This window comes from Yokenella regensburgei, assembly GCF_051486985.1.
Taxonomy (GTDB): Bacteria; Pseudomonadota; Gammaproteobacteria; order Enterobacterales; family Enterobacteriaceae; genus CBFFRJ01.
The window spans coordinates 66,633-89,923 of sequence record NZ_JAHVDV010000002.1; the positions used below are offsets into that span (position 1 = coordinate 66,633).

The 23,291-nt window shown below is 56.5% G+C and carries 14 protein-coding genes; 9 read left to right on the forward strand and 5 right to left on the reverse strand.

Annotated elements, in window-relative coordinates:
* Nucleotides 1-19: 19 nt before the first annotated feature.
* Both KXR87_RS02105 and KXR87_RS02110 read right to left on the reverse strand, forming a co-directional pair.
* Complete coding sequence (locus tag KXR87_RS02105; RefSeq protein ID WP_437430618.1) at nt 20-3,364, reverse strand: CapA family protein; 3,345 nt, start codon at nt 3,362-3,364, stop codon at nt 20-22.
* The gene (locus KXR87_RS02110; protein ID WP_437430619.1) at nt 3,361-4,269 is read right to left on the reverse strand and encodes an alpha/beta hydrolase family protein; all 909 of its coding nucleotides are present in this window, start codon (nt 4,267-4,269) and stop codon (nt 3,361-3,363) included. The genes KXR87_RS02105 and KXR87_RS02110 overlap by 4 nt, the downstream gene beginning before the upstream one ends.
* 118 nt (nt 4,270-4,387) lie before the next feature.
* On the opposite strand from KXR87_RS02110, the gene KXR87_RS02115 reads away from it, so the two are divergent.
* The 8 genes from KXR87_RS02115 to KXR87_RS02150 all read left to right on the forward strand — a co-directional run bounded on the left by KXR87_RS02115 (nt 4,388) and on the right by KXR87_RS02150 (nt 19,000).
* Nucleotides 4,388-6,079, forward strand: coding sequence for a Mur ligase (locus tag KXR87_RS02115; RefSeq protein ID WP_437430620.1), 1,692 nt, complete (start codon nt 4,388-4,390; stop codon nt 6,077-6,079).
* Between the two features lie 25 nt (nt 6,080-6,104).
* Nucleotides 6,105-6,800 carry a cysteine protease LapG gene (gene lapG / locus KXR87_RS02120; protein ID WP_437430621.1) on the forward strand — a complete coding sequence of 232 codons (696 nt, stop codon included), beginning with the start codon at nt 6,105-6,107 and terminating at the stop codon, nt 6,798-6,800.
* Nucleotides 6,801-6,809: 9 nt separating this feature from the next.
* On the forward strand, nt 6,810-8,756 hold the full coding sequence (gene lapD, locus KXR87_RS02125) for a cyclic di-GMP receptor LapD (protein WP_437430622.1): 1,947 nt from the start codon (nt 6,810-6,812) through the stop codon (nt 8,754-8,756).
* 24 nt (nt 8,757-8,780) lie between these two features.
* Nucleotides 8,781-9,122: a tryptophan synthase subunit beta gene (locus KXR87_RS02130; protein ID WP_437430623.1), complete on the forward strand. Its 342-nt coding sequence runs from the start codon at nt 8,781-8,783 to the stop codon at nt 9,120-9,122.
* A 394-nt stretch (nt 9,123-9,516) separates the two neighbouring features.
* A complete protein-coding gene (locus tag KXR87_RS02135) occupies nt 9,517-13,842 on the forward strand; it encodes a retention module-containing protein (protein WP_437430624.1) in 4,326 nt (1,441 codons plus the stop codon).
* A 178-nt stretch (nt 13,843-14,020) separates the two neighbouring features.
* Complete coding sequence (locus KXR87_RS02140) at nt 14,021-15,370, forward strand: TolC family outer membrane protein (protein ID WP_437430625.1); 1,350 nt, start codon at nt 14,021-14,023, stop codon at nt 15,368-15,370.
* Between the two features lie 95 nt (nt 15,371-15,465).
* Nucleotides 15,466-17,649, forward strand: coding sequence for a type I secretion system permease/ATPase (locus KXR87_RS02145; protein WP_437430626.1), 2,184 nt, complete (start codon nt 15,466-15,468; stop codon nt 17,647-17,649).
* Nucleotides 17,650-17,665: 16 nt separating this feature from the next.
* On the forward strand, nt 17,666-19,000 hold the full coding sequence (locus tag KXR87_RS02150) for an HlyD family type I secretion periplasmic adaptor subunit (protein ID WP_437430812.1): 1,335 nt from the start codon (nt 17,666-17,668) through the stop codon (nt 18,998-19,000).
* Between the two features lie 165 nt (nt 19,001-19,165).
* Here KXR87_RS02150 and KXR87_RS02155 read toward each other — a convergent pair whose 3' ends face one another.
* Entirely contained in the window at nt 19,166-20,119 is a 954-nt protein-coding gene (locus tag KXR87_RS02155; RefSeq protein ID WP_437430627.1) for an MBL fold metallo-hydrolase, read from the reverse strand.
* Between the two features lie 80 nt (nt 20,120-20,199).
* On the opposite strand from KXR87_RS02155, the gene KXR87_RS02160 reads away from it, so the two are divergent.
* Nucleotides 20,200-21,126 (forward strand): LysR family transcriptional regulator, encoded by a 927-nt coding sequence (locus KXR87_RS02160; RefSeq protein WP_437430628.1) that lies wholly within the window; start codon nt 20,200-20,202, stop codon nt 21,124-21,126.
* 37 nt (nt 21,127-21,163) lie between these two features.
* On the opposite strand, the gene KXR87_RS02165 is transcribed toward KXR87_RS02160, so the two are convergent.
* Entirely contained in the window at nt 21,164-22,102 is a 939-nt protein-coding gene (locus KXR87_RS02165; protein ID WP_437430629.1) for an IdsF, read from the reverse strand.
* A 264-nt stretch (nt 22,103-22,366) separates the two neighbouring features.
* The gene (wcaA, locus tag KXR87_RS02170) at nt 22,367-23,224 is read right to left on the reverse strand and encodes a colanic acid biosynthesis glycosyltransferase WcaA (protein ID WP_437430813.1); all 858 of its coding nucleotides are present in this window, start codon (nt 23,222-23,224) and stop codon (nt 22,367-22,369) included.
* Nucleotides 23,225-23,291 lie beyond the last annotated feature (67 nt).

Here is a 23,291-nt window from a genome sequence, read left to right on the forward strand (position 1 = left end):
GGCCGGATGCCATCTGTCTTCAGCTTTTGCCAAAACGAGTATCCAGTGAAAGCGTCAGCATATGCTCGTTATTCACCGTGCGGGCAGACCATCCTTCCCCGGTCTGCCCCTCTTTTTTAAGAAGCATCCCCTGCGCGGTAAGTTCTGCGAGGAGGTCTGTAAACTCCTCCTCGGTGACCGGGCGCGGCTGCCAGAAAGTTTGTCTGTTATCGGTAAAAATGGGCAACAGCTGGAGCTGTGGCGTGCCGGCACCCACCTGTAAGCGGGCAATAAAACCATACGGCGGTGCACCGCGCTCCCTGAACTCGCCGTTACTGTTGAAAACAGCGTTACCGATGCTATAAACCACCAGGCTTTGCCCCAACTGGACAGCTTCACCTGGCATATGTGGCCCTGAGCCGATGATCAAATCGGCCCCCGCGCGGGTAAGCCGTTGCGCCAGCGCCCGCTGTGCGGAGGTGGTCCGGCGGTAGTCCACTCCCCAGTGGGCAAGCACGATGGTCGTTGCCGGCTGTTCTGAGGCCTTCTCTTCACGTAAAAGCCTCTCCAGCCCACCGCTTAAACAGGCCACACCCGGGCGACGCGCACGGGCATAAAACGCGCAGTCTCGTTCCATGTACTCTCTGTACCAGTAGGCACTGTAAATCTTAAAGGTCTGTCCCCCGACGGTTATCACCAGCGGCGCGTGCGCCTGCCGGGCGTTCAGACCAGCCCCCAGGCAACTGATGCCAACCTTATCCAGCGCTGACAGCGTTTGTTGCAGCCCCGGCAGGCCTGCATCCATGACGTGATTATTTCCCAGCGCCACGGCGCTAATCCCCTGTTTCACCAGGGCCGTGACGGTGGCATCGGGATCACCTGTCAGGCAGAAAGGTTTACGGCCTGCAAGGCTCGCGCTTAAATCCGTGGCCAGTGCCGCTTCAAGGTTGGCGATGGTAATATCACTGCCCCGTAATAAAGGGGCAATGGCCGCGAAGCTGTGGTCGTAACCGTAGCGCTGTAGCGCATCATCAATGCCCCGGGCCTGTCGTTTACGGGTATACCACTCACCAAAGTAAGTATCCCCCAAAAACGTGAGCGTGGCGGCAGGTTTATGAAGCTGTCGAGTGGCGGGCCCCACGGTCGAAACAGGGGAGGCGGCATCGACATCGGCCAGCAGTTCATCCAGCAGATAGTCGAGATGGAAAGCGTCACTCGCCCCTGCCACACCAGCCAGCCACAGCTCTCCTGCGAACCACTGCAGGGCAAACCCCCAGCTTCCCGCACTGAACTGCCCCCACGCGCTGCCGTCGCTCTGCAAATTACCGCTTTTGCGATAGAGACGTTCACCAATGACCGCTTCACTTTCACTAAACCACGGCAAAAAATGGGGGTAGCGCAAAGCGAAATGCCGCAGCAGTGTTGCCACATCTTTAAGCGTCGTGTGCTGACCGCGGCGGCTGCGTCCCGATACGTTACTGACGTGCGTTTGCGTCATATTGAGGCTGGCACACTGGGTACGCAGCAGGCCAAGCGCGCTGGCGCTGCTGCCGGCAAGGTGCTCTGCCAGATTAATGGCGGCATCGCAGGCGTTATGCAGCAGCATCCCTTGCAGGAGCGACTTGAGAGGGTATGTGCCTGCCCGCTGGAAGCCGAGCGCCGGGTGGCCTTTGAGAATGTCAGGCGCAATCTCCCGCACGCTGATGGCGGTCTCCAGCGTCACGGTTTTGTTTACCAGCCGCCCGGCAACGCAGCAGGCCAGTAACAATTGACTAAAGTAGTGCGGCGTAAAAGGGCTGTCTGCCTGCTCAGCAATCCGTGGCTCACCGGTGGTGAGATTGATCAGCAGGCGCGCCGTTGTATCGCTGGTGGAAGGAGGCGTTGTGGCGAGCCGTGTTTTAAGCAGCCCGACAACCTGACCGAAGTCGGAATGCCTTACGCTGCCTTTGACCAGTACAATATCGCCGGCGCGCAACGCCGGCGCTGCGGCGTCTACCAGCGCACCGGCAGTGAGAAAGTGCCCGCCCTGCCGCGCCGGAGGGAGTGCGCCCTGTAACGCCGCCATCTCTTCGCCGTGCAAAAACACCTGCTGGCACCCCGTTTCCATCAAGGGAGCGGCAAGCGAGCGGTGGATCTCATCGGCTTTATCGCCCAGATTCACAATGCGTCCGAGCAGGGCCACAACACGGCCGCCGGTATCGCGGGCACGCTCTGCCACCACCCCGAACGCATTACGCATCGAGAGATATTCAGCATTGTAACTATCATCGATTAAGGTGATCTCCCCCCCGTCTGGCAGCGACAGCGGGGTGATGTGCATATGCTGCTTATCACTACGATAAGCCTCAAGACCGGCGATAACCTGCGCCTGGCTTACCCCAAGCAGATCGGCTGCGATCAGCGCGGCCACCGAATTGAGCGCGCCTCCTTTGCCTGGCACTGCCAGCCGGTAACGCACTGTCTGCTGATGAAACAAAAGCGTAATAACGCTTCCCTGGCCATCGGGCTCCATGCTGATGATGCGTACCTGGGCTGTCGCATCAAAACCATAGCTGATGATACGCGCCCCATCCCGGGCGACCCCCGCCGCCACGGTCTGGTATTCCGCCATATCGCGATTCAAAATAGCAACGCCGCCGGGAATAAGACCGTGGCTGATGCGTGACTTGAAGCGTGCCACGTCCTGCAGGGTGCTGACGTTTTTCCCCACCTGGGTCAAACCTATTTCCGTCACGATGACGATGTGCGGCTTAATGCGCGGGCCGATGCCGCCGTTACGCATCCACAGGGCTGAGAGGGCGACTTCCATAACCACGGCGTCGGGGTCGCCAATGGCTCTGGCCAGGGTTACCGAGGCCCCCGTGCGGGTGTTGTGATTGCCACGACTTGCCACCACCGTCCGGCTGCCCGCCAAAATCCCGTGCAGCATTGCTTTGGTGGAGGTTTTCCCCACAGTACCGGTGATGGCTACCAGCCTGCCGTTCATCCGCCGCCGCGCCTCTTCCGCCAGTAGGTGAAGTGCCTGGTAACTGTCATCGGTAATCAGTTGAGGGAAATCCGCAGGCAAACCGGCGACGGGGCGCTGAACGATAGCCCCGCAGTAAGCTGAGGCGTGCTGCGCCAGGGTAGTGTGCGTGTCATCCCAACCGGCGTAGATGCCGGTATTGCCTGAGCCACGGTGCCAGGTATCGGCATCGATGGCGACAAACAGGCAGGGCAGGGGAGGGGTCGCCTTCTCATGCAAAATGGCAATATCCCCCGTGTGCCAGTCGGGGCCGGGCTTAGCGAGCCACCTGCTGCCCGGCAGCAACTGCGCGAGTTCGGCGGCGGTCCAGCCCGGCAGACGAGCACGCGCGCGGGGTGAGGAGGCTGATTTCTGGCTCATGGTCGTGTTCCTGATGGTAAACCGGCTGCTCGGGGCGCAGGGCAAAGGGCGACGGCGTTAACGCCGGGGTTACCTTTAAGATTATGAAACGCTGGCGCAACGGCGGGTCGCGTCAGAAGCCTGACCTGATGACCCTGCCTGCGCAGCGCGTCGGCAAAACGTGTTTGCAAATCGAACGGGGTGACAGTGTCCTCTGGATTTCCGATGACCAGGATAAGTCGGGCAGGATCGGTCACAATGCCGCCAATGTGATCCAGGGGATCCCAGGGGTGGGCCAGCCCGGTGCCGTCAAGGGTTGGCGCTGACGGCTCGCCGCGCTCCTGGCGCTGGCGCTCGGCCCGTTCCAGTAACCCCCAGGCCCCGGAGGCCAGTATGGCGCAATCAATATCCCGGCGACCCAGGGCGAGCAGCGCTGAGGCTGCGGTGGCGCCGCCGCTGTGCCCGCTGAGGATGATACGCTGAATGTTGTAGCGCGCTTTAATGGCATCCAGTGCAGCATTGAGCGCGAGGAACTCCTCCTGCTGGCGGCGACGGTAATGGTTGCCGCTGGAGCCATACGTGCCGGGTCGGGCGATAATGACGGTGGGCAATCCGCTCCGGCGCATAATGGCCTCGGCCTGCTTGCGCTGCGCCTGTACGGTATTGGCCGGAATGCTCTCTGGAGGACGCGCAATCAGTGAGACACGGTCACCTTTCAGAATAACCAGCACCCGCGGTGAGGCCTGCATATCGCCTGCGCTGAAGTAGCGAATGCAGGCCGCACCGCCTGCGTAGGTCACCCATACCGCATCATCTCCCACCGGACAGTGCTGCCTGCTGGCTTTCTGATTCCAGAGCAATGGCGTATCGGCATGAGCAGAAACTGCGAACATGAGCAGAAAAAAGAGTATGTGATATCCCTTCACGATATCGCCTCAGGGGGAAAGATATAGATATACAGAATACACAACCACGCATTCATAATGTTATTATGATGAAAGGATTTTGAGGGCCAGCTTTTATCGGGCGCAATTAAGGAGTCATATGTCTCTCAGTCACTTACTTGCGCAAACCCGCCCGGTCATCAGCACCCTGGCGTGCGCCACCGCATCGCCGCTCCGCCCGGCCTGGATCATCTTCTTTAGTGCTTCAGACGGTAAAAGTCGCGCCCATGTCGTGCAGGGTTACGGGGAGACCGCCGAGCTTGCCTGGCAGCAGGGCGCACGGTTGTTGCAGCAGTGGCGTAACAAACGTGGCATCGAACCCTGTTGGCTACGGGTAGATGTGGTGGACAGGGTGGATGCGCTACGCTGGGATGATCTTGAGGCCCGACTGGCAAAAACCAAACGCAACTATTTTCGCTTCGGACTGAGTCTGGATCCTGGCTTTCGCTATGCGATGCTGGAGCAGGAAATCGCCGCCAACGCCCTGCTCTATAACGGCGACCACGGTGTGGCTACGCCTAACCCGACTAACCTTGCCCATTTTTCCCGTCGCCGTTTCGGCGCGTTAGTGCAATGGCCTGTGCAGCCCGACCAGACCGTATGGCGATTTACCACGCGTGCGCTGTTTTGCGACGGCGAGCAGGTGTATACCATTGAGTCCGAAGGGCGTAACAGCGGCTACCGGCAGTTGCCACACTGGCAGACGCAGGCGCTTGATCCCATGATTCACTGCGCAACGGATTACCTGGCACGCCAGGTCACCGCATCGGGACGCTACCACTACGGCTGGTTCCCCTGTTTTGACCGCGCGATCCCGACCTATAACGCTCTGCGCCATGCCAGTTCGACCTATGCGCTGCTCGAAGGGTGGGAAGTGACGCAGCAGCCCGCACATTTCACTGCGATTGAACGCGCCCTTGACGCGCTCTGCTCGATGTTTATTCGCACCTTTACGTTGCCCGATGGCACCCGCGCTGATTTTCTTGTGGATACCGGCGAGGAGATCAAGCTCGGCGGGAATGCCGTGTGCATTCTGGCAATGGCGAAATACACTGAGCTTACCGGTTCATCGCGCTTCCTTGAGCCGATGGCACGGCTGGCAACGGGGATAGGCTACATGCAGGACCCCGCAACCGGCGGCTTTGTGCATGTGCTGAATGCACCTGATCTCTCGCTGAAGTCTGCGTATCGCATCATCTATTATGATGGCGAAGCCGCTTTCGCCCTGATGCGGCTCTATGGGCTGACGAAAGCCCCGCAGTGGCTCGCAATGGTGGAACGGGCGATGGACTATTTCATCGAACAAAAACACTGGCAGGCGCACGATCACTGGCTTAGTTACTGCGTAAATGAGCTCACGCTTTACCGTCCGCTGGCGCGCTATTACCAGTTTGGGCTGGATAATGTGCGCGATCATCTTACCTTTGTGCAGACGCGCATCACCACCTATCCCACGCTGCTGGAGCTGATGATGGCGGCCTCGCGCATGATTGCCCGGCTGGCGACCACTCCGCACCGGCATCTGCTGGACGGTTTTGATATGACTGCGTTCAATCAGGCGCTGGAAACGCGCGCCCGCTACCTCGCAAATGGCTTTTTCTGGCCGGAACTGGCTCTCTTTTTCAAAGCTCCTGCCCGAATTGTCGGTAGCTTTTTTATTCGTCACCACAGCTACCGTGTGCGAATAGACGACGTTGAGCATTACCTTTCAGGCTATATTGCGTATCGTAAACGCTGGCGCGAGCTGGCGGTTGAAGGTGAGCCCCTTGAAACGACTGATTCGACTCGTTAGCCGCATAGCCGGGATGCCTTAACGCATGGGCCGGTGGCTTTTCCCTCAGCGTAGTGCTTGCCGTCGCAGTGTATTCGTCCTGCTGACGGCAGTGTTGATCTTCTCCACCGGACTTGGTGCCGGTTGGGACTTTAACGCCATTACGCTTCGCACTGAAAAGCTCTATGGCCCGGCGACCCCTGCGGCGAAGCAACGTATTGCTGAATGGGTCACGTTATTAAGGGATCCGCCTCCGGCCTCGATTCATGAAAAACTGAATCTGGTTAACCGGTTTTTTAACGCAAGAATGGCCTTCAAGGATGATATTGTCGTCTGGAAACAGCAGGATTACTGGGCAACGCCAATTGAATTTTTACGTAAAGGGGCGGGGGACTGCGAGGATTTTGCGCTGGCGAAATATTTCACCCTGCGCGAGATGGGCGTGCCCGCTAACCAGCTGCGTATTACTTACGTAAAAGCGCTCACGCTTAACCAGGCGCATATGGTAGTGACCTGGTACTCCACGCCTGATGCTGTCCCGCTGGTGCTGGACAACCTGAAAACCGCTATTTTGCCTGCCTCGCAGCGACCTGATCTCCTCCCGGTGTACGCCTTTAACGGGGAAGGGCTGTGGCTGCCGCAAACGGGCGGTAACAAACGTGTGGGCGACAGTAAACGACTCTCCCGCTGGCAGGATCTTCTCACCAAAATGCGTGCAGAAGGATTTGTAATTAATGAATAGGATGTGGACATGTCTCTTTATAAGCAGCTCCTGATCGGCATCTGTTTATTTACGCTCGTCATTTTCTGCGGTAATTTTTTTGTGACCCTGGAAAGTTCGCGAGAACAATACCGTAACCAGTTAAGCGCCCATGCGCAGGATGCCGCGACGGCCCTGGGGTTGTCGCTGACCACCAATATTGACGACCCGACCATGACCGAGCTGATGGTGAACTCCATCTTCGACAGCGGTTATTTTTATCGTATCCGCGTGGTCGATATTAAAACCAATAAACCCCTTATCGAACGCAGCGATACGCCGCAAAGCGCCCGCGTACCTCAGTGGTTCGTCCGGCTGGTTAACCTGAGCCCTGGCGTTGGGGATGCCATCGTCATGCGCGGCTGGACCCAGGTTGCCCGCGTGGAAGTGGTCAGCCACCCGATGTTTGCGCTCGCCCGCTTGTGGGACAGTATGGTCGCCAGCTTTTTATGGCTGACGGGCTGTAGTCTGATAGGCATTTTTGGGGTGACGTTACTGCTGCGTCGGCTTCTGAAACCGCTCAATTATATCGTGGGTCAGGCGATGGCCATCTGCCGTCGTGAATTTCTTCATATGCCTGCGCTGCCGAAAACCCCGGAGCTGCGCCGGGTGGTTGAGGCGACCAACCTGATGGTAACGCAGCTTAAAGTGCTGTTCAGCGAACAGGCGCAGCGCAGTGAGTCTTTACGTCAGGAGGCCTATCACGACAGCCTGACCGGTCTTTTCAACCGCCGCGCCTTCGATATGCAGCTACAGTCGCGCCTGAGCGATGAAGAAAATGCTCCGGGCCACCTGATGCTTTTGCGGGTGCAGGATTTGATGGGGCTGAACCAGCGGCTCGGCGGCGCGAAGACCGATCAATTGCTGACCGCAGTGGCGGAGATCCTCAACGGCTTACAGAGCCGCTATTTTCATCATGAAGGCTTTCTCGCGCGTGTAAGGGGCGGGGAATTTGCCATTATTGCGCCGCACATCCTCTCGCAGGAGCTGGAAAATCTCAGCAACAGCCTCAGCACCCAGCTTAAAGCGCTGTCAGAAACCGGAATGAGCGACGTAAGCCCGGTGGCCCATTTTTCCATTGTCCCTTTTCAGGTGGGTGATAAGCCGCAGACGCTGCTGATGCAGGCGGATCAGGCGCTGGCTATGGCAGAAACCGAAATGCGTGTCTTTGCAAGCCAGGAGACGGCATCCGTCAGCGACAACGAAGAAGACCACCACAGCTGGTTTACCCGGCTGGACAAGGTGCTCACCGACGGGGCATTCGAACTCTTCTCACAGCCCGTCTATCAGTGCAGCAACACGCAAAGCGTCCTGCACCATAAAATCCTTGCGCGTATCCGTACCCAGGAGGGAGAGCTTGTGCCGGCCGGACGTTTCATGCCGTGGATCCATCGCCTGGATCTCAGTCGCCGGATGGACATCGTAATGTTACGGCAGACGTTGCGTGAGATGGAAAAAACGGTCAAACCGCTCGCATTAAGTATCAGCGGAGCCAGCGTTGCGGACGACCAGAGCCTGAATGCGCTCCTGCAACCGCTGAAGAACGCGCCACAGCTGGCCTCGCGCCTGACGCTTGAGCTGGATGAAAATGAACTTCCCGATGCCGAGCGCGTAAATATTCTGGTAAGTCGCCTTAAGGAGCTGGGATGTCGTCTTGGCATTCAGCACTTTGGCGGACGCTTTCACCTTATCGGAAATTTACCGCAATGGGGCCTGGCCTGGATTAAAGTCGACGGCAGTTATATTCGTAATATTGATAGCGAAGACGATAAAAAACTCTTTATTGAGGCCATTTACTGGGCCACTCGCCAGATTAATTTGCCGCTGATAGCCGAGCGTGTAGAAACGGCAGGGGAACTTCGTGTTCTGGAAAAAATTGGTTTACACGGTGCAATGGGTCGCTATTTTGCTGATGCCAGCACTATGGTCAGAAATTAACCGCTCACGCAAAAGGGGCTGAATATGTTTTACATAGAACGCGATGCATCAGGGCGGATTATTCAGATCGAAGAGGTGCCCTTTACGACAATGACAGAACAGCGTGATGACCGCACACCTGAGATAGATGAGTGGCTTCTCCAGCGGGATCGTCGTGAGGCCTCGTTATCTCAGCTTCGGCAGAGCGACCTTGAGATGGTACGTGTGCTTGAAGACTTAATTGAGGTGCTGATGAGTAAAGGTATTATCAGCATTACCGATCTCCCGCTGATGGCGCAGTCAAAACTGACCAGCCGTGCCGAGGCGCGCCGCTCACTGAGCGGGCTGGAGGGATTAATCGCCGAGGATGACGAAGGGTTAATTTAGATTATTGCCTTCATTTTTAATTGAACGGCTGAATAATTTGCTATCAGCAGAGGTCGCCTGGCATCATTTCTCCACGAATTACGGAAGAAACGTCAGGCCTGCCAGTGGCGCTACCCTATTTTTCGTTCGAAGAAGAGTGGCTATATATCATGTATCAAAGAGAAACTGCTGCGCTGTTCTTTTTTTATTTTATGCACCCTTGCACCCTACTATTCATTCACGCCATCTATTAATATACCTATCTTAAACGAAGCGGCATCAATACATTTTCTGCCGCCAGCCATTTTGTCATTTCTTACGTAATACATGACGAATTCTAATTACATTCTCTTTTAGCATTCTACGCTTGAATCACGGATGAAACGGGCGGGAACAGGATCGAGGGAAACTACACATGAGCGGCGTATCAGGGATAGTCAAAGCGGTAATGGGACAGGTGTATGCAGTAAGTCCCGACGGCAGCAGGCGTTTATTGGTCGAAGGTGACAGGATAGTTGAAGGCGAACAAGTCCAGACGGGGAATTCAGGTGCGATCACCTTATCTCTGCCGGATGGAGAAACGCTTGATCTTGGTCGTTATAGCCACTGGGACAGTGCCGGTACGGTAACCCCTGACGCGACAGCTGCCCAGCAACAAGACGTTGCGGCGCTGCAACAGGCGATTGCTGAGGGTCAGGACCCGACACAGACTCTGGAAGCGACAGCGGCAGGTCCCCAGGCCGGGACGGCTGGCGGCGCAGAGAGTGGCGGCAGTGGGGGCGGCTCTCATACGCATGTTGTGCTCGATCTCACCGGGCAGATAGTTGATCCCGGCGCGGGCTACCCTACCACTGGCCTTGACTTCCCCGATGCGCAACCCCCACAGGAATTAACCCTCCTCGATCCTGCCAGCGCGGCTGCTATCCCTGATGATACCGACGCGGATGCCGATTCTGATGCGGATGCGGATGCAGATTCGGATGCCGATGCCGACGCCGATGCCGATGCCGATGCCGATGCTGATGCCGACGCGGATGCGGATGCGGATGCCGATGCCGACGCGGATGCGGATTCTGACGCCGACGCCGATGCCGATGCAGATTCGGACGCGGATGCAGACGCCGATGCGGATGCCGACGCCGATTCTGATGCGGATGCCGACGCCGATTCTGATGCGGATGCCGACGCCGACGCCGATGCTGATGCTGATGCTGATGCTGATGCTGATGCTGATGCTGATGCCGATGCAGATGCGGATGCAGATGCCGATGCCGATGCGGATGCAGATGCGGATGCGGATKCTGATGCGGACGCTGATGCGGATGCCGACGCCGATGCCGACGCCGATGCCGACGCTGATGCTGATGCCGATGCAGATGCCGACGCTGATGCGGATGCCGATGCGGATGCAGATGCCGACGCCGACGCTGATGCGGATGCGGACGCAGATTCGGATGCCGACGCCGATGCGGATGCGGATGCGGATGCGGATGCTGATGCCGATGCGGACGCAGATKCGGATGCCGATTCGGATGCGGATGCGGACGCCGATGCCGACGCAGATGCTGACGCTGATGCGGATGCTGATGCCGATGCGGATGCGGACGCAGATTCGGATGCCGATGCGGACGCAGATKCGGATGCCGATGCGGACGCAGATTCGGATGCCGATGCGGATGCGGATGCCGATTCTGATGCTGACGCCGATGCGGATGCCGATTCTGATGCTGACGCCGATGCCGATGCCGATGCCGACGCGGACGCGGATGCAGATKCAGATGCCGACGCGGATGCCGATKCTGACGCCGACGCAGATTCGGATGCCGATGCCGACGCGGATGCGGATKCTGACGCCGACGCAGATTCGGATGCCGACGCGGATGCGGATGCGGATTCTGATGCGGACGCTGATGCAGATGCCGATGCGGACGCCGATGCAGATGCAGATGCCGATGCGGACGCGGATGCTGATGCTGATGCCGACGCAGATGCTGATGCCGACGCAGATGCTGACGCGGATGCCGATTCTGACGCCGATGCGGATGCGGATGCTGATGCGGATGCCGATGCTGACGCCGACGCGGATGCGGACGCCGATGCGGATGCAGATGCTGATGCGGATGCCGATGCCGATTCTGACGCCGATGCGGATGCCGATGCAGATGCGGATGCGGATGCGGATGCGGATGCGGATGCGGACGCCGATGCCGACGCAGATGCCGACGCGGATGCCGACGCGGATGCGGATGCGGATTCTGACGCCGATGCCGATGCGGATGCCGATGCCGACTCCGATGCCGATGCAGATTCTGACGCAGATGCCGACGCGGACGCCGATTCTGACGCCGACGCCGATGCCGACGCGGATGCAGATGCCGACGCTGATGCAGATGCGGATGCGGATGCCGATGCAGATGCGGATGCCGATTCTGACGCCGATGCGGATGCGGATGCCGATGCCGATGCGGATGCCGATKCTGATGCCGATGCCGACGCGGACGCGGATGCTGATGCCGACGCCGACGCCGACGCCGACGCTGATGCCGACGCTGATGCGGACGCCGATGCCGATGCGGATGCGGATGCGGATGCCGACGCCGATGCCGATGCCGATGCGGACGCAGATKCGGATGCCGACGCTGATGCGGACGCCGATGCGGATGCGGATGCCGACGCAGATGCTGATGCCGATGCGGATGCGGACGCAGATTCGGATGCCGATGCAGATGCTGACGCCGATGCGGATGCCGACGCTGATGCGGATGCCGATGCCGACGCGGATGCCGACGCCGACGCCGATGCGGATGCCGACGCAGATGCAGATTCTGATGCCGATGCCGATGCAGATGCAGACGCCGATGCGGACGCCGATGCGGACGCAGATGCAGATGCAGATGCCGACGCTGATGCAGATGCGGATGCCGATGCAGATGCAGACGCCGATGCGGATTCTGACGCCGATGCGGATGCGGATTCTGACGCTGATGCTGATGCGGATGCCGATGCCGATGCGGACGCAGATGCAGATTCAGACGCGGATGCCGATTCTGATGCCGATGCAGATGCCGACGCCGATGCGGATTCTGATGCTGATGCTGATGCCGATTCTGACGCCGACGCGGATGCCGATGCCGATGCCGACGCCGATGCGGATGCTGATGCTGATGCTGATGCTGATGCCGATGCCGACGCCGACGCTGACGCTGATGCCGATGTAAAACTCACCGTGACCGTTACGCCCGGTAGCAAGACGGCTGAAACATCAGACAACACCATCACCCATATTAACGGCGGTAGCGTGAACCCTAATGGATATGATGTCCAGAACGGCGTTATCGTGGCGATTGGCAATAATGTGCATGTCTGGTTAACCCCGGACAGCCCGGATGGTGCGATTAAAGGGGATGCCGTACCGGCGGCGGCCAGCGCGAGCCAGATCCACTACTACACCAGCAGCGGCAATGCGAATACCGATGACAGTGGCAAAGGCCACACCGATATTTTTGTCGTGGGCGATCACACGGGTGGGTACTATCAGCAGAGCGACTGGCCGGACACCCGCTACAATTTTGTCTCGCTGAAAGGGATTACGGGCAATGGTGGCGTGACAGAAGGGGATGTGGGCAAGGACTATATTTTTGTCCAGGGTAACAGTGAGGATTACAAGGTTACCGGCGTCCCACATCCGCAGAACCATCAGAACAACGATATTGATAACCTTCAGGTTACAGACGAAGACGGTAAGCGCCCCTTTGAAAATGCCAACCATATCGAGGGAGTGGTGTTTGGGGATGGGCCTTCTTCATCACATGGCGGTAATACCGACGTCAGTTACAAAGTTACCCTGAACCTGGACGTTAACCTCGAAAGCAGCGACAGCAGCGATCATCTGACGACCGTGACCTTTGGCGGCATTCCGGAAAATGCCACCTTCACGGGTAATTATGTCAACGTCACCTATGACGCGGCCCACCAGACTTACGTCATGACGTTAGATAGCAGTACCTCGCACTACAGCGGGCAGGTTAGCGTTGATTTACCGGCTGGTAAGAGCACGCTTTCCGGTATCACGCTGGATGTGGACTCCACCGCATCCAATCATCACGACACCCATTTCGAATTTGATGGTGAGGCTGGTGGGCAGCAGATCAGTGACAGCCACAGCGAAATGAGCATGGCCGAAAGCCAGGATGCTACGGATGATCATGCGCTTACTGCCAGTCACCATAGCGGGGATAGCCATGTCGACGGCGAAGCCGACCCGCTCCACACTGCGCTTAACGATAAGCTGATGCTTAACGCCGGCACGGACGATGCTGCGTCATCGCAAACCGACCATAGTGCCGGTGGGGAGCACAGCGCATCGTTAATTGATGATTCGAGCCTCACGCTCACGATGGATAGTGCCGATAAGACCCTTGATAACAGCGATATGTCCCACTCGCTGGCAGAGAACGCCGCCCCTGATGCCGTAGTCGATGAGCACAATGGCGACACGGTGAGCGCGCCGGATACCTCCTGTCAGGCGCCGCTGAATTTCAACGATATTCTGCACGATGGGGAACATCAGGATCTCAGTAGCCTGATTCAGGCAGGTCCGGTAAGTGATTCGGCGCACAGCACACCTGAGGTAGAGCATGTTCCTGCTGAAGGGGGAGGCGGTGCCGGGGCAGAAAGCTACGATGCCGGTCATGAAGCGATGATGGAAAGCCTTATCGCCAGACCCGAAGAGATGTCCTGACAGGGGCCGCGCAGGTTCTGTTTCAACCTGCGCGGCCAGGCGTCGGATGTGAATTCAGGTCAGACGAAGGCCTGCGTCCGAACATCACGTCGTCAGGATGTATTTATTCCCACGCTCACGCACCATTTTCGCCGGCGGATACTGAATGTCGCCCGCGGTATGAAGGAAAGGATGACACATGAAAGTTGGTAGCCCGTTATTTCTGGGGGCAGCACTCACGCTGTGCGTTTCACAAAGCCAGGCCACGACGCTTGAACAGGCCGTTAAGGACAGCCTGTCATGGCACCCGCAGGTGAGTGCCTCGGCTAACAGCCGTTACTCTGCGGATCAGGATCTTCGTGCCGCAAAAGGGGGCTATCTGCCGTCGTTAGATGTGACCGCCGGAACCGGCTGGGAACAGACGGATAATGCCTCGACCCGCGCCGCAGGCGATCATCAACGAAACCTGAACCGCAGCGAATCCGCTATTACGCTGACGCAAAACGTGTTTAACGGCTTTGCCACGACCAGTGAAGTGGCCCGCCAGAAAGCGACGGTAAATTCACGCGCCTGGACGGTGCTCAACACCAGCGAAACGACAGCGCTGCAGGCTATCCAGAGCTACCTTGATGTGCTGATGCGCGAACAAATGGTCAAGCTCGCAGAAGATAACCTGAAGAATCACGAACGCGTCATGGATCAGATCCAGTTGCGTACCCAACAGGGGGTGGGGCGTCAGGCCGATTTCGATCAGGCACAGGCTCGTCTCGCCCAGGCGCGCAACAACCTGCTTACCGAGCAAACTAACCTTGAAGATTCCCGCGCAAACTATGAAAGCGTCACGGGTAAAGAGGCCGACTCGCTGGTCATGCCTGGAAAAATAGCCGTACCGGAATCGCTGGCCGCTGCACGTTCCGTCATGCTCGCCAGCAGCCCACTGCTTAAACAGGCCGATGCGGACGTGGAGGCTACGCGCCAGCAGTACGAAGCGGCGAAGTCACGGTTTTATCCGAACGTTAACCTAGAAGTCGGACGTACCATGGATAACAACATTGATGGAACCCGGGGCCACAATCAGGAGTGGCAGGCGATGGTGCGCATGCGCTACAACCTCTACAACGGCAACAGCGATCAGGCGACGCTCACCTCCTATGCCTACAAAATGCAGGAAGCTCAGGATGTGAAAAATAATGCCCTGCGTCAGTTGAATGAGGAGTTACGCCTGGCGTGGAACGCCCGCAATAACGCAGCACAGCAGGTGCCTATTGCTAAGGAGTATGCTGACCGCAGCGTGACCGTGCGCAGTGCTTATCAGGAGCAGTTCAGCCTGGGTGACCGCTCCTTGCTTGATATGCTGGACAGCGAAAACGAAGTGTTCAGCGCCCAGCGCCGCTATGTTGAACTGCAGTTTCTCGATATGTTTACCGCCTACCGCATTAACGCCCGTACCGGTGAATTGCTGAAAAGCCTGAACGTTCAGGCACCGACTGCCTCGCAGCCGCTTGATGAAGGGCAGACAGCGCAGGCCGAACTGCCGGAACTCAAGTAACGCGATATAACGTCTGAGGGGATTATTGCCGGTATCTACCGGTGATACCCCTTATTTTTCACTGCGACCGGGTCTGCCGACCACCGAGAATGAGAATGACGCCTGATACTGGCACCCCTGAAAACGCTGAAGCCACCCTGCCACTGTCCGACCGACAGGATCCCCGCCAGCGTCACGATGATCCGCTGCTGGACGCGTTGCTGATTATCTGCAAACTGCACAACATCGCGACCAGCCGCACCGTTCTGACGACAGGGCTCCCGCTGGCATCCCATACGCTGACCCTGGACGCATTTCCCCGCGCCGCTGGCCGGGCCGGGCTCAAGGCGCGGGTGTTGCAGCGTGAGCTGGAGTCCTTCTCGGCCCTGTCGCTGCCTGCCATTCTGCTACTGAAAAACAATCAGACCGCCGTGCTGGTGGGGTGGGATGCTCAACAGGCGCGTTTGCTGCCGGGCGAAACCGAAGGCGGTGAGATTACCCTGACGCGCGAACAGCTGGCAGAGCATTACAGTGGGCAGGCGATTTTTTTATCACCCAGCCATGAGTTTGATGCGCAGCCAACCGCAACGCTTCCCCGCACCACGGCCTGGTTCCAGGACACGCTGAAGCTGTCGAAATACCTCTATCTGGACGCGGTTGTCGCCAGCTTCCTTGTTAACCTGGTAGCGCTCTGCGCCCCGCTGTTTGTGATGAATGTTTATGATCGCGTGGTGCCGAATCAGGCGACGGCCACGCTGTGGGTGCTGGCTATTGGCGTCAGCATTGCTTTTATTTTCGATTTTATACTGAAGATCCTGCGTGGTATTTGTCTCGACCTGGCGGGGAAGAAAACCGATCTGGTGGTCTCCTCGGCGCTGTTCGAACGTCTGCTGGGCATGAAAATGAAGCAGCGCCCGAAACGGGTAGGGAGCTTTGCCCAGAACTTCCAGGAGTTTCAGTCGATTCGCGACTTCCTTTCGTCACTGACCCTCACGGCCTTTATCGATTTTCCTTTCACGCTGCTGATTCTGGTGGTCATTGGTGTGATAGGCGGCCCGCTGGTGTTTATTCCATTGCTCTGTTACCCGCTGGCGCTGCTGGTGAGCTGGCTTATTCAGCGTCCGTTAATGTCCCGTGTACAGAAGACATATCAGTTATCCAACGAGCGACAGGCGATGTTAGTGGAGACCCTGACTGGTCTTGATGCCATCAAAATGAATAACGCCCAGAGCGAGCGCCAGTATCAGTGGGAACACCTGACCAGCCAGCTTAGCAAGCTGGAGCTGCGGGTAAAATCTCTCTCGTATGTGGCCGTCAATTTCACCGCCTGGCTGCAACAGGCCAGCGGTGTGGCGATCATTGTCGCCGGGGTGTACATCATAATCAGCGGCAATCTGAGCATGGGAGGGCTGATTGCCTGTTACCTGCTGCACCGTCGCGCCATGATGCCTGTTGGCCAGTTATGCAGTCTGATCACCCGTTATCAGCGCGCACGTATGACCAAATCAACCATCGACAGAATGATGGGGCTGGAGCAGGAGGTGGCGGAGGGCGACGTGCCGTTAAAGCGTGAGACGCTCTCTGGGGCGATTGAACTGCGTGACGTGACGTTTATCTATCCTGGTAACCAGTACGCCTCTCTCAGTAACGTCTCTTTGACGATTGGGGCCGGAGAGAAGGTGGGAATTATCGGACGAAGCGGCTCGGGGAAAAGTTCGCTGGCGAAGCTGTTGGTTGGTTTTTACCAGCCGGACAGCGGCAGCGTGTTGATTGACGGCATAGACGCCCGCCAGATTGATGTCCACGATCTGCGCCATAACATTGGCTATGCCCCCCAGGATATCCATTTATTCAGCGGCACGCTGCGCGAAAATTTGCTCTACGGTGCCAGTTATGTTGACGATGAAACCATGCTGCGGGTTGCCACTCTGACCGGCGTACACGATTTTGCCCGCCGCCATCCCTCCGGTTACAACATGCAGGTTGGCGAGCGGGGGATGAGCCTTTCCGGTGGGCAGCGGCAGGCGGTGACCCTGGCGCGCGCCTTGCTGCTCGATCCCCCCGTCCTGTTGATGGATGAACCCACCAGTTCGATGGATAACACCAGCGAAGAGTTAATCAAAAAAGCCTTAGCGCCAGTTATCAGTAATAAGACGCTGTTGATGGTGACCCATCGTGCTTCTTTGCTCTCACTGGTGGACCGCCTGATCATTGTCGATAACGGCAAAATTATCGCTGACGGCCCGAAAGAGAGTGTGATGAACGCGCTGAAGAAGGGGCAGATTCATGCGAACCGTTAATCTGCTTAGCCGCCTGATGGGGTGGCTGTCGGGAAATAAAAAGCCTTCTGCCTTTACCACCAGTGAGGTCAATAAGGCGCTGCTGGATGATGCACCCCGCGTCGTGCGCGTAACGCTCTGGGCAATACTGGCGTTCTTTATCGCGATGATCGTCTGGGCATCACTGGCTGAAATTGATGAAGTGACGCGCGGAGAAGGGCGGGCTATTCCCTCCTCACGCCTGCAAAAAATACAGAACCTTGAGGGTGGAATTGTTGCCGAGGTTTTCGTTCATGAAGGCGAGGTGGTGAAGGCCGGTTCCCCGTTGCTGCGTCTTGATGATACCCGTTTTCGCTCCAATGCCGGGGAAACCGAGGCGGATCGGTTGGCGCTGGAGGCGAGAATTCAGCGCCTGACCGCACAGCTTGAAGGGGCGGATTCACTGACCTTATCACCGGAAATCGTCCGACAGGCACCGGAAATCGCAAACGGTGAAATGGAGCTGTTCAGTAGCGTGAATAAGCGTATTCAGAGCGAGCTGTCCGGCCTTAATGAGCAACTGGTGCAGAAGAAGCAGGAGCTGCTCGATTTCCAGGGCAAATTAACCCAGTACCGGCGGAGCCTGGCGCTGCAACAGCAGGAGATCAGCATGTCTGAACCACTGGTGGCGAAAGGGGCGATTTCCAAAGTGGAGATGCTGCGTTTGCGCCGGGCCGGTGTTGAAACGCAGGGGCAACTGGACTCAGTGATCCTCGCCATTCCGCGTGCAGAAGCGGCCATTAAAGAGATCGAAAGTAAAGTGGGGGAAACCCGTGGCCGCTACCGCAGCGAAGCGCTGGGGCAGCTTAATGAAGCGCGAACCGATCTGAGCAAAATCGAGGCGTCCGGTAAAGCCATTACCGACCGGGTAAATCGCACGCTGGTGACCTCACCGGTGCGCGGTGTGGTCCAGCAACTGCTGGTAAATACCATTGGTGGCGTTATCCAGCCCGGCAACGACCTGGTGGAGATAGTCCCGCTCGATGACACCCTGCTGGTGGAAGCGAAAATTCGCCCGCAGGACATCGCCTTTTTGCGCCCCGGTCAGGAAGCAACGGTGAAATTCACCGCTTACGACTACACCATCTACGGTGGACTCAGGGGAAAACTCGAGCAGATAAGCCCGGACACAGTGACGGACAAAGACGGCAAAAGTTTTTATATCATTCGGCTACGTACTGATAAAAATCATCTGGGTACGGATGAGAAGCCGCTGCTGATTATTCCGGGGATGGTCGCCTCGGTGGATATTATTACCGGCAAGAAAACCATTATGGCCTATCTGCTGAAGCCCATTTTACGCGCCAAAGCCGAGGCGTTTCGGGAGCGGTAAGTTTTCACATGAAAAAGCCGGATGATGTTGCCTCTCTGCGCACCCACGTGGTCGGTGGAGCGGTCAACATCATCCGGCTTGATTTCACGGTAAAATCTCCTTAACCAGGTTGTGTGGAAAGAGGTTTCTGCACAGAGATAGCTGCCGGCTTCAGAGGTAACCTCGCTACTGCCCTGACAGCGTCGTATAGTTACTTTCTACCCAGCGATAACCCTTCCCTTCACGCTTGACGTGACCAAAACCTGGAAACGAAATATGGGCAGCAGCGACCCAGTAGCCTTCATCGGCCGCTTGTTTTAGCACGCGCTTCCGGGTGGCAATGGCCTGCTGGCTGTTGACATCAAAGTGGATGGCCACGTCCGGGTCGGGCAGTTGCACCGCTTTGGCATGGATAATATCGCCCCAGAGGACCATCGTCTGGCCTTCACTTTCCACCCGATAGAGCACGCTGCCGGGCGTATGACCCGCCGTTGACTCCGCCTGGATACCGCTAAAGAGGGTAGCCGGTGCCAGAAACGTTTTTAACCGACCGGCATTGATGACCGGGCGAAGGGTCTGCTCACTCTGCGCAAAGGTATGGGCTTCACTGGCCCCGACCTTATTGACGTTAGCTGGCGTCAGCCAGAAGTCTGCGTCGCGTTTATCCACATATACCTGCGCATTAGGAAAAGCAGGTTTGCCCGAGCGAGATACGCCACCGGAATGGTCGGCATGAATATGGGTCAGCAGTACGGCATCAATGGATTGTGGCGGATAGCCAGCAGCCTCAAGATTTTCCAGCAGATGGCCTCCGTTTTGACCAAACAGATCGCCCGCGCCTGTATCCACTAAAATACGTGTTTTACCGTCGTCTATGACATAGGCGTTAATCGACGTTTCTGCCTGCGGGGTCATTGCCTCGTCGGCCATCGCCTGGCGTAATTTGTCTGCGGAAATATTCATCAGCAGGGTAGTGAGGGGGATAGTCACCGTCCCGTCGGATACGGCCGTGATCCGCATTTTACCCAGCATCATTCGATAATAACCGGGTGCCTGCTGCTTCAGCGGGTCCGTCCCCCCGGCGGCCAGAAGCGGGCTGGAGAAAAGCAGGGAGCCAATCAACATCATCAAAATTTTCATAACATTCCTCATCGGTATGTCATCAGAAGGTGAGAGGCAGTATCCTCATCCCATCACTATCACTCAAATTGATTAATATAATGTTCGCTATCAGGGAAAATGATTTTCATCGGATCGACCTCAATCTGTTGACGGTACTTTTGGTTTTGCACCGGGAAGGAAGTGTGTCGCGTACTGCTGAAAAACTGCATCTTGGACAACCTGCTGTCAGCAATGCCCTTGGTCGACTGCGTGACATGTTTGACGATCCCCTTTTCGTGCGCACCGCCGCAGGCATGGTAGCGACACCACGCGCCGAAGCGCTTATTGCGGCACTCGGACCCTTGATGGAACAGATGCAACAGGTTCTTTTTCAGCCGCCCTCCTTTTCGCCTGCAACAGCAAAACATTGCTTCCGGCTGGGGATGAGCGATTGGGTGGAGCAGTGGATAATGCCGGAACTGCAGGCATACCTGGCGTGCGAGGCACCGGGAATCACGCTTCAGGTAAGCGCCAGCGATCCGTTTCGGGACAGTGAGCAAGCGCTCAATCGGGAGATTGATCTCGCGATTTCAGTGGGACAGGGCACGGCCTCTGCATTGAGGCGGGAACCTCTGGGTTCACTCAGCTTCTGTACGGTCTGGCACCCTGAACAGCTTTCGCTAAACGTGCCGCTTACGCTGGAAGATTACGTGGAACATGATCACCTGCTGGTCTCCTACCGCGGCTCGTCCTGGAGCGCCATTGATGAGGAGTTAGCACAGCGGGGGAAATCACGTCAGGTGCGTTATGTCACTCCCCATTTCTCCACTTTACCGCCCGTACTAGGGCGTCTGCCCGCCTTAGCCACCGTCCCTTCCGGACTGGCTGCCGACTGGGTTTCTCATTACGGCTTATGCACAAGTCTCGTTCCGGTGAAGACGCCAGAGATAGCGCTCTCGCTACTCTGGCATAAAAGTTTTGACAACGATCTGGCGCTTCTCTGGTTCAGAACAGCCCTGGAAAAGGTGATCAAGAGGCTTCTGTAATCTGCTGAAATACCTGCAGGTATAGTCAGGATAGCGGTTAGCGTACTAAAACCACCTCACCGTTGATCATGGAAAAGTAGGGGTTGTAGGTGTAGACCACTTTGCCTTCGGCATTTTTAAACCTCAGCGGAGAATTCTGGAAGAACCCGACACCCATGCGAAAAAGACGCCCTCCGCGATAGCGCATCAGGTCATATTTATCCCATTCGATATCTGCAGGCGTGAGTCGGGGATCGTTAACATGCTCAGGCAAATCGGTTGAGAGGAAAATCATCTCCGGCGTCGTTCCTTCGGCTTTTGCCATCTCCTCATTTGAGATTTTCGCCGTGCGTTTCAGCCCCTGAATATCGCGATGCTTTATTTGCATCCAGATAGCGTCATAGGCCTGACGAATTTTGGGTAGATCCTTCTGCGTGACTGGCGTCGCCTTAACCCATGACCACTCTGGTAGCAGGTCAGGCGTAACCACGCTCTGCATTTTATATAATCCGAAGTCTTTGTCTGATGTGGTATAGCCTTCTGTTACTTTCGCACCGTTCGCATGATTTAGTGAATTAACCGCAGTCATTTCATTTTTATTATTCACGGTCAGGCGATAGTCAGCCAGCAGTACCGTGCCGCCAGGGGTTTCATTGGTGACAGTGACCTGGCATGAGGAGTCGGAAAATAACGACTGAGGATCACCGGCGTCCTGCGGCCCCATTAACAGCTCGATATCATTGTTACCCTTTTCCAGAAAGGCGGTCATTGTAAAGGCAGCGGAGATTGTGCCGTCATCATCGGTAGTATTATCAAACGCGGGCAGGTCATTCACCCTGAGGAGGCAAGTACTTTTGTTGGACTGGAACGAGAAAAGATATTTCGCGTCAGTCAGGCTCTGCGAATGCGCTGAAAAAATCGTCAGGAAAAATACGCTGAAAATCATACCCCGGGGCAGATATCCGCCAGCGTGTTGCGCTCTTTTCAGGTTGGTCATGAATGTCTTGCTCCTTTTCTGCGCTGTCGCTTTATCCATTTTTGTGGCACAACAGGCCTGCTTATACCGCTTTCACAGGCGTGAGTTCACTTTAACATGGCAAGGCCAGCCTAACCTTATTGAATGCACTGGAGCGGGTGTCGGAGGTCGTCTGGTATGTGCGCTAAGGATAAGCGCACATGGTTATTCATTATTACCGGAGGGGGCCGCAACGCGAGTGGCCAGGCCTGGTCGCACTTCTGGAATTAGCCTCATCTGGGGGGATTAAAATTTTTTGCTGCGGAAGGTGGAAAACATCATCAGATATCGTTTGAGGTTACGCAGCGTCAGGAGTGTTAACAGGGTACGCGCGCCCATCTTTTTGTTGCGGATATAGTACAGCGTAAAAAGCTGATATTTTTTACTCGATGCGTCGAGTTTAGCTTTGTGTTTTCGGTAAAAATCCAGATAGCCCGCAAATTTACGCCCTGAAGCGGTGATGCGTACCTCGCCGTGATTGACATAGAGTACCTGGGTGATCGCGTCTACCTTAAAAGGGTCGCCGTATTTTTCGGCCAGTCGATAAAAGGCGTCATAATCCTGTGCAGCGGTCAGATTTTCATCAAACAGGATCTCCTGCAGGCGACTGGTTAAGGTCAGCATCTGATTACCTATAATATTTCGCTTATCAAATAAGCGCTTTTTATAGGCCGGTTTCGGGTAGACCCGCAACTCCTCCAGTCTCTCATATCCTTTACTGTCACAAAGATAATCATCGGCATATATAAATCCGTGATGCTGAAGCTTATATTCAAAGGCAAGAAAAGATGACAGGCGCGTTGGCAGAAATTCATCATCATCATCGAGGCCCGTTATCATATAACCTCTGGCCATTCGTATTGCCTGATTCCGGACAGCACAGGCGCCTGAATTAAACGGATTACGAATATAGATAATGCGCGGATCGTTAAGATCGGTGATATACGCCTGCAGTGTTTCATAGGATAACGAGAAATCATCGATAATAATAAGTTCCCAGTTATCCATGTCCTGTTTCAGGACAGACTCTATTGCCCGGATAGTGAGCGCTTCACGATTCCAGGTCGGCATATAGACCGTGATGAGTGGCCGTGGCGGTAGCATTTCAGTGATGACGATATCCTTGTCCTTCAGGGCTTCAGCAGAAGGGACGGGCAGCACGTCACTTCCT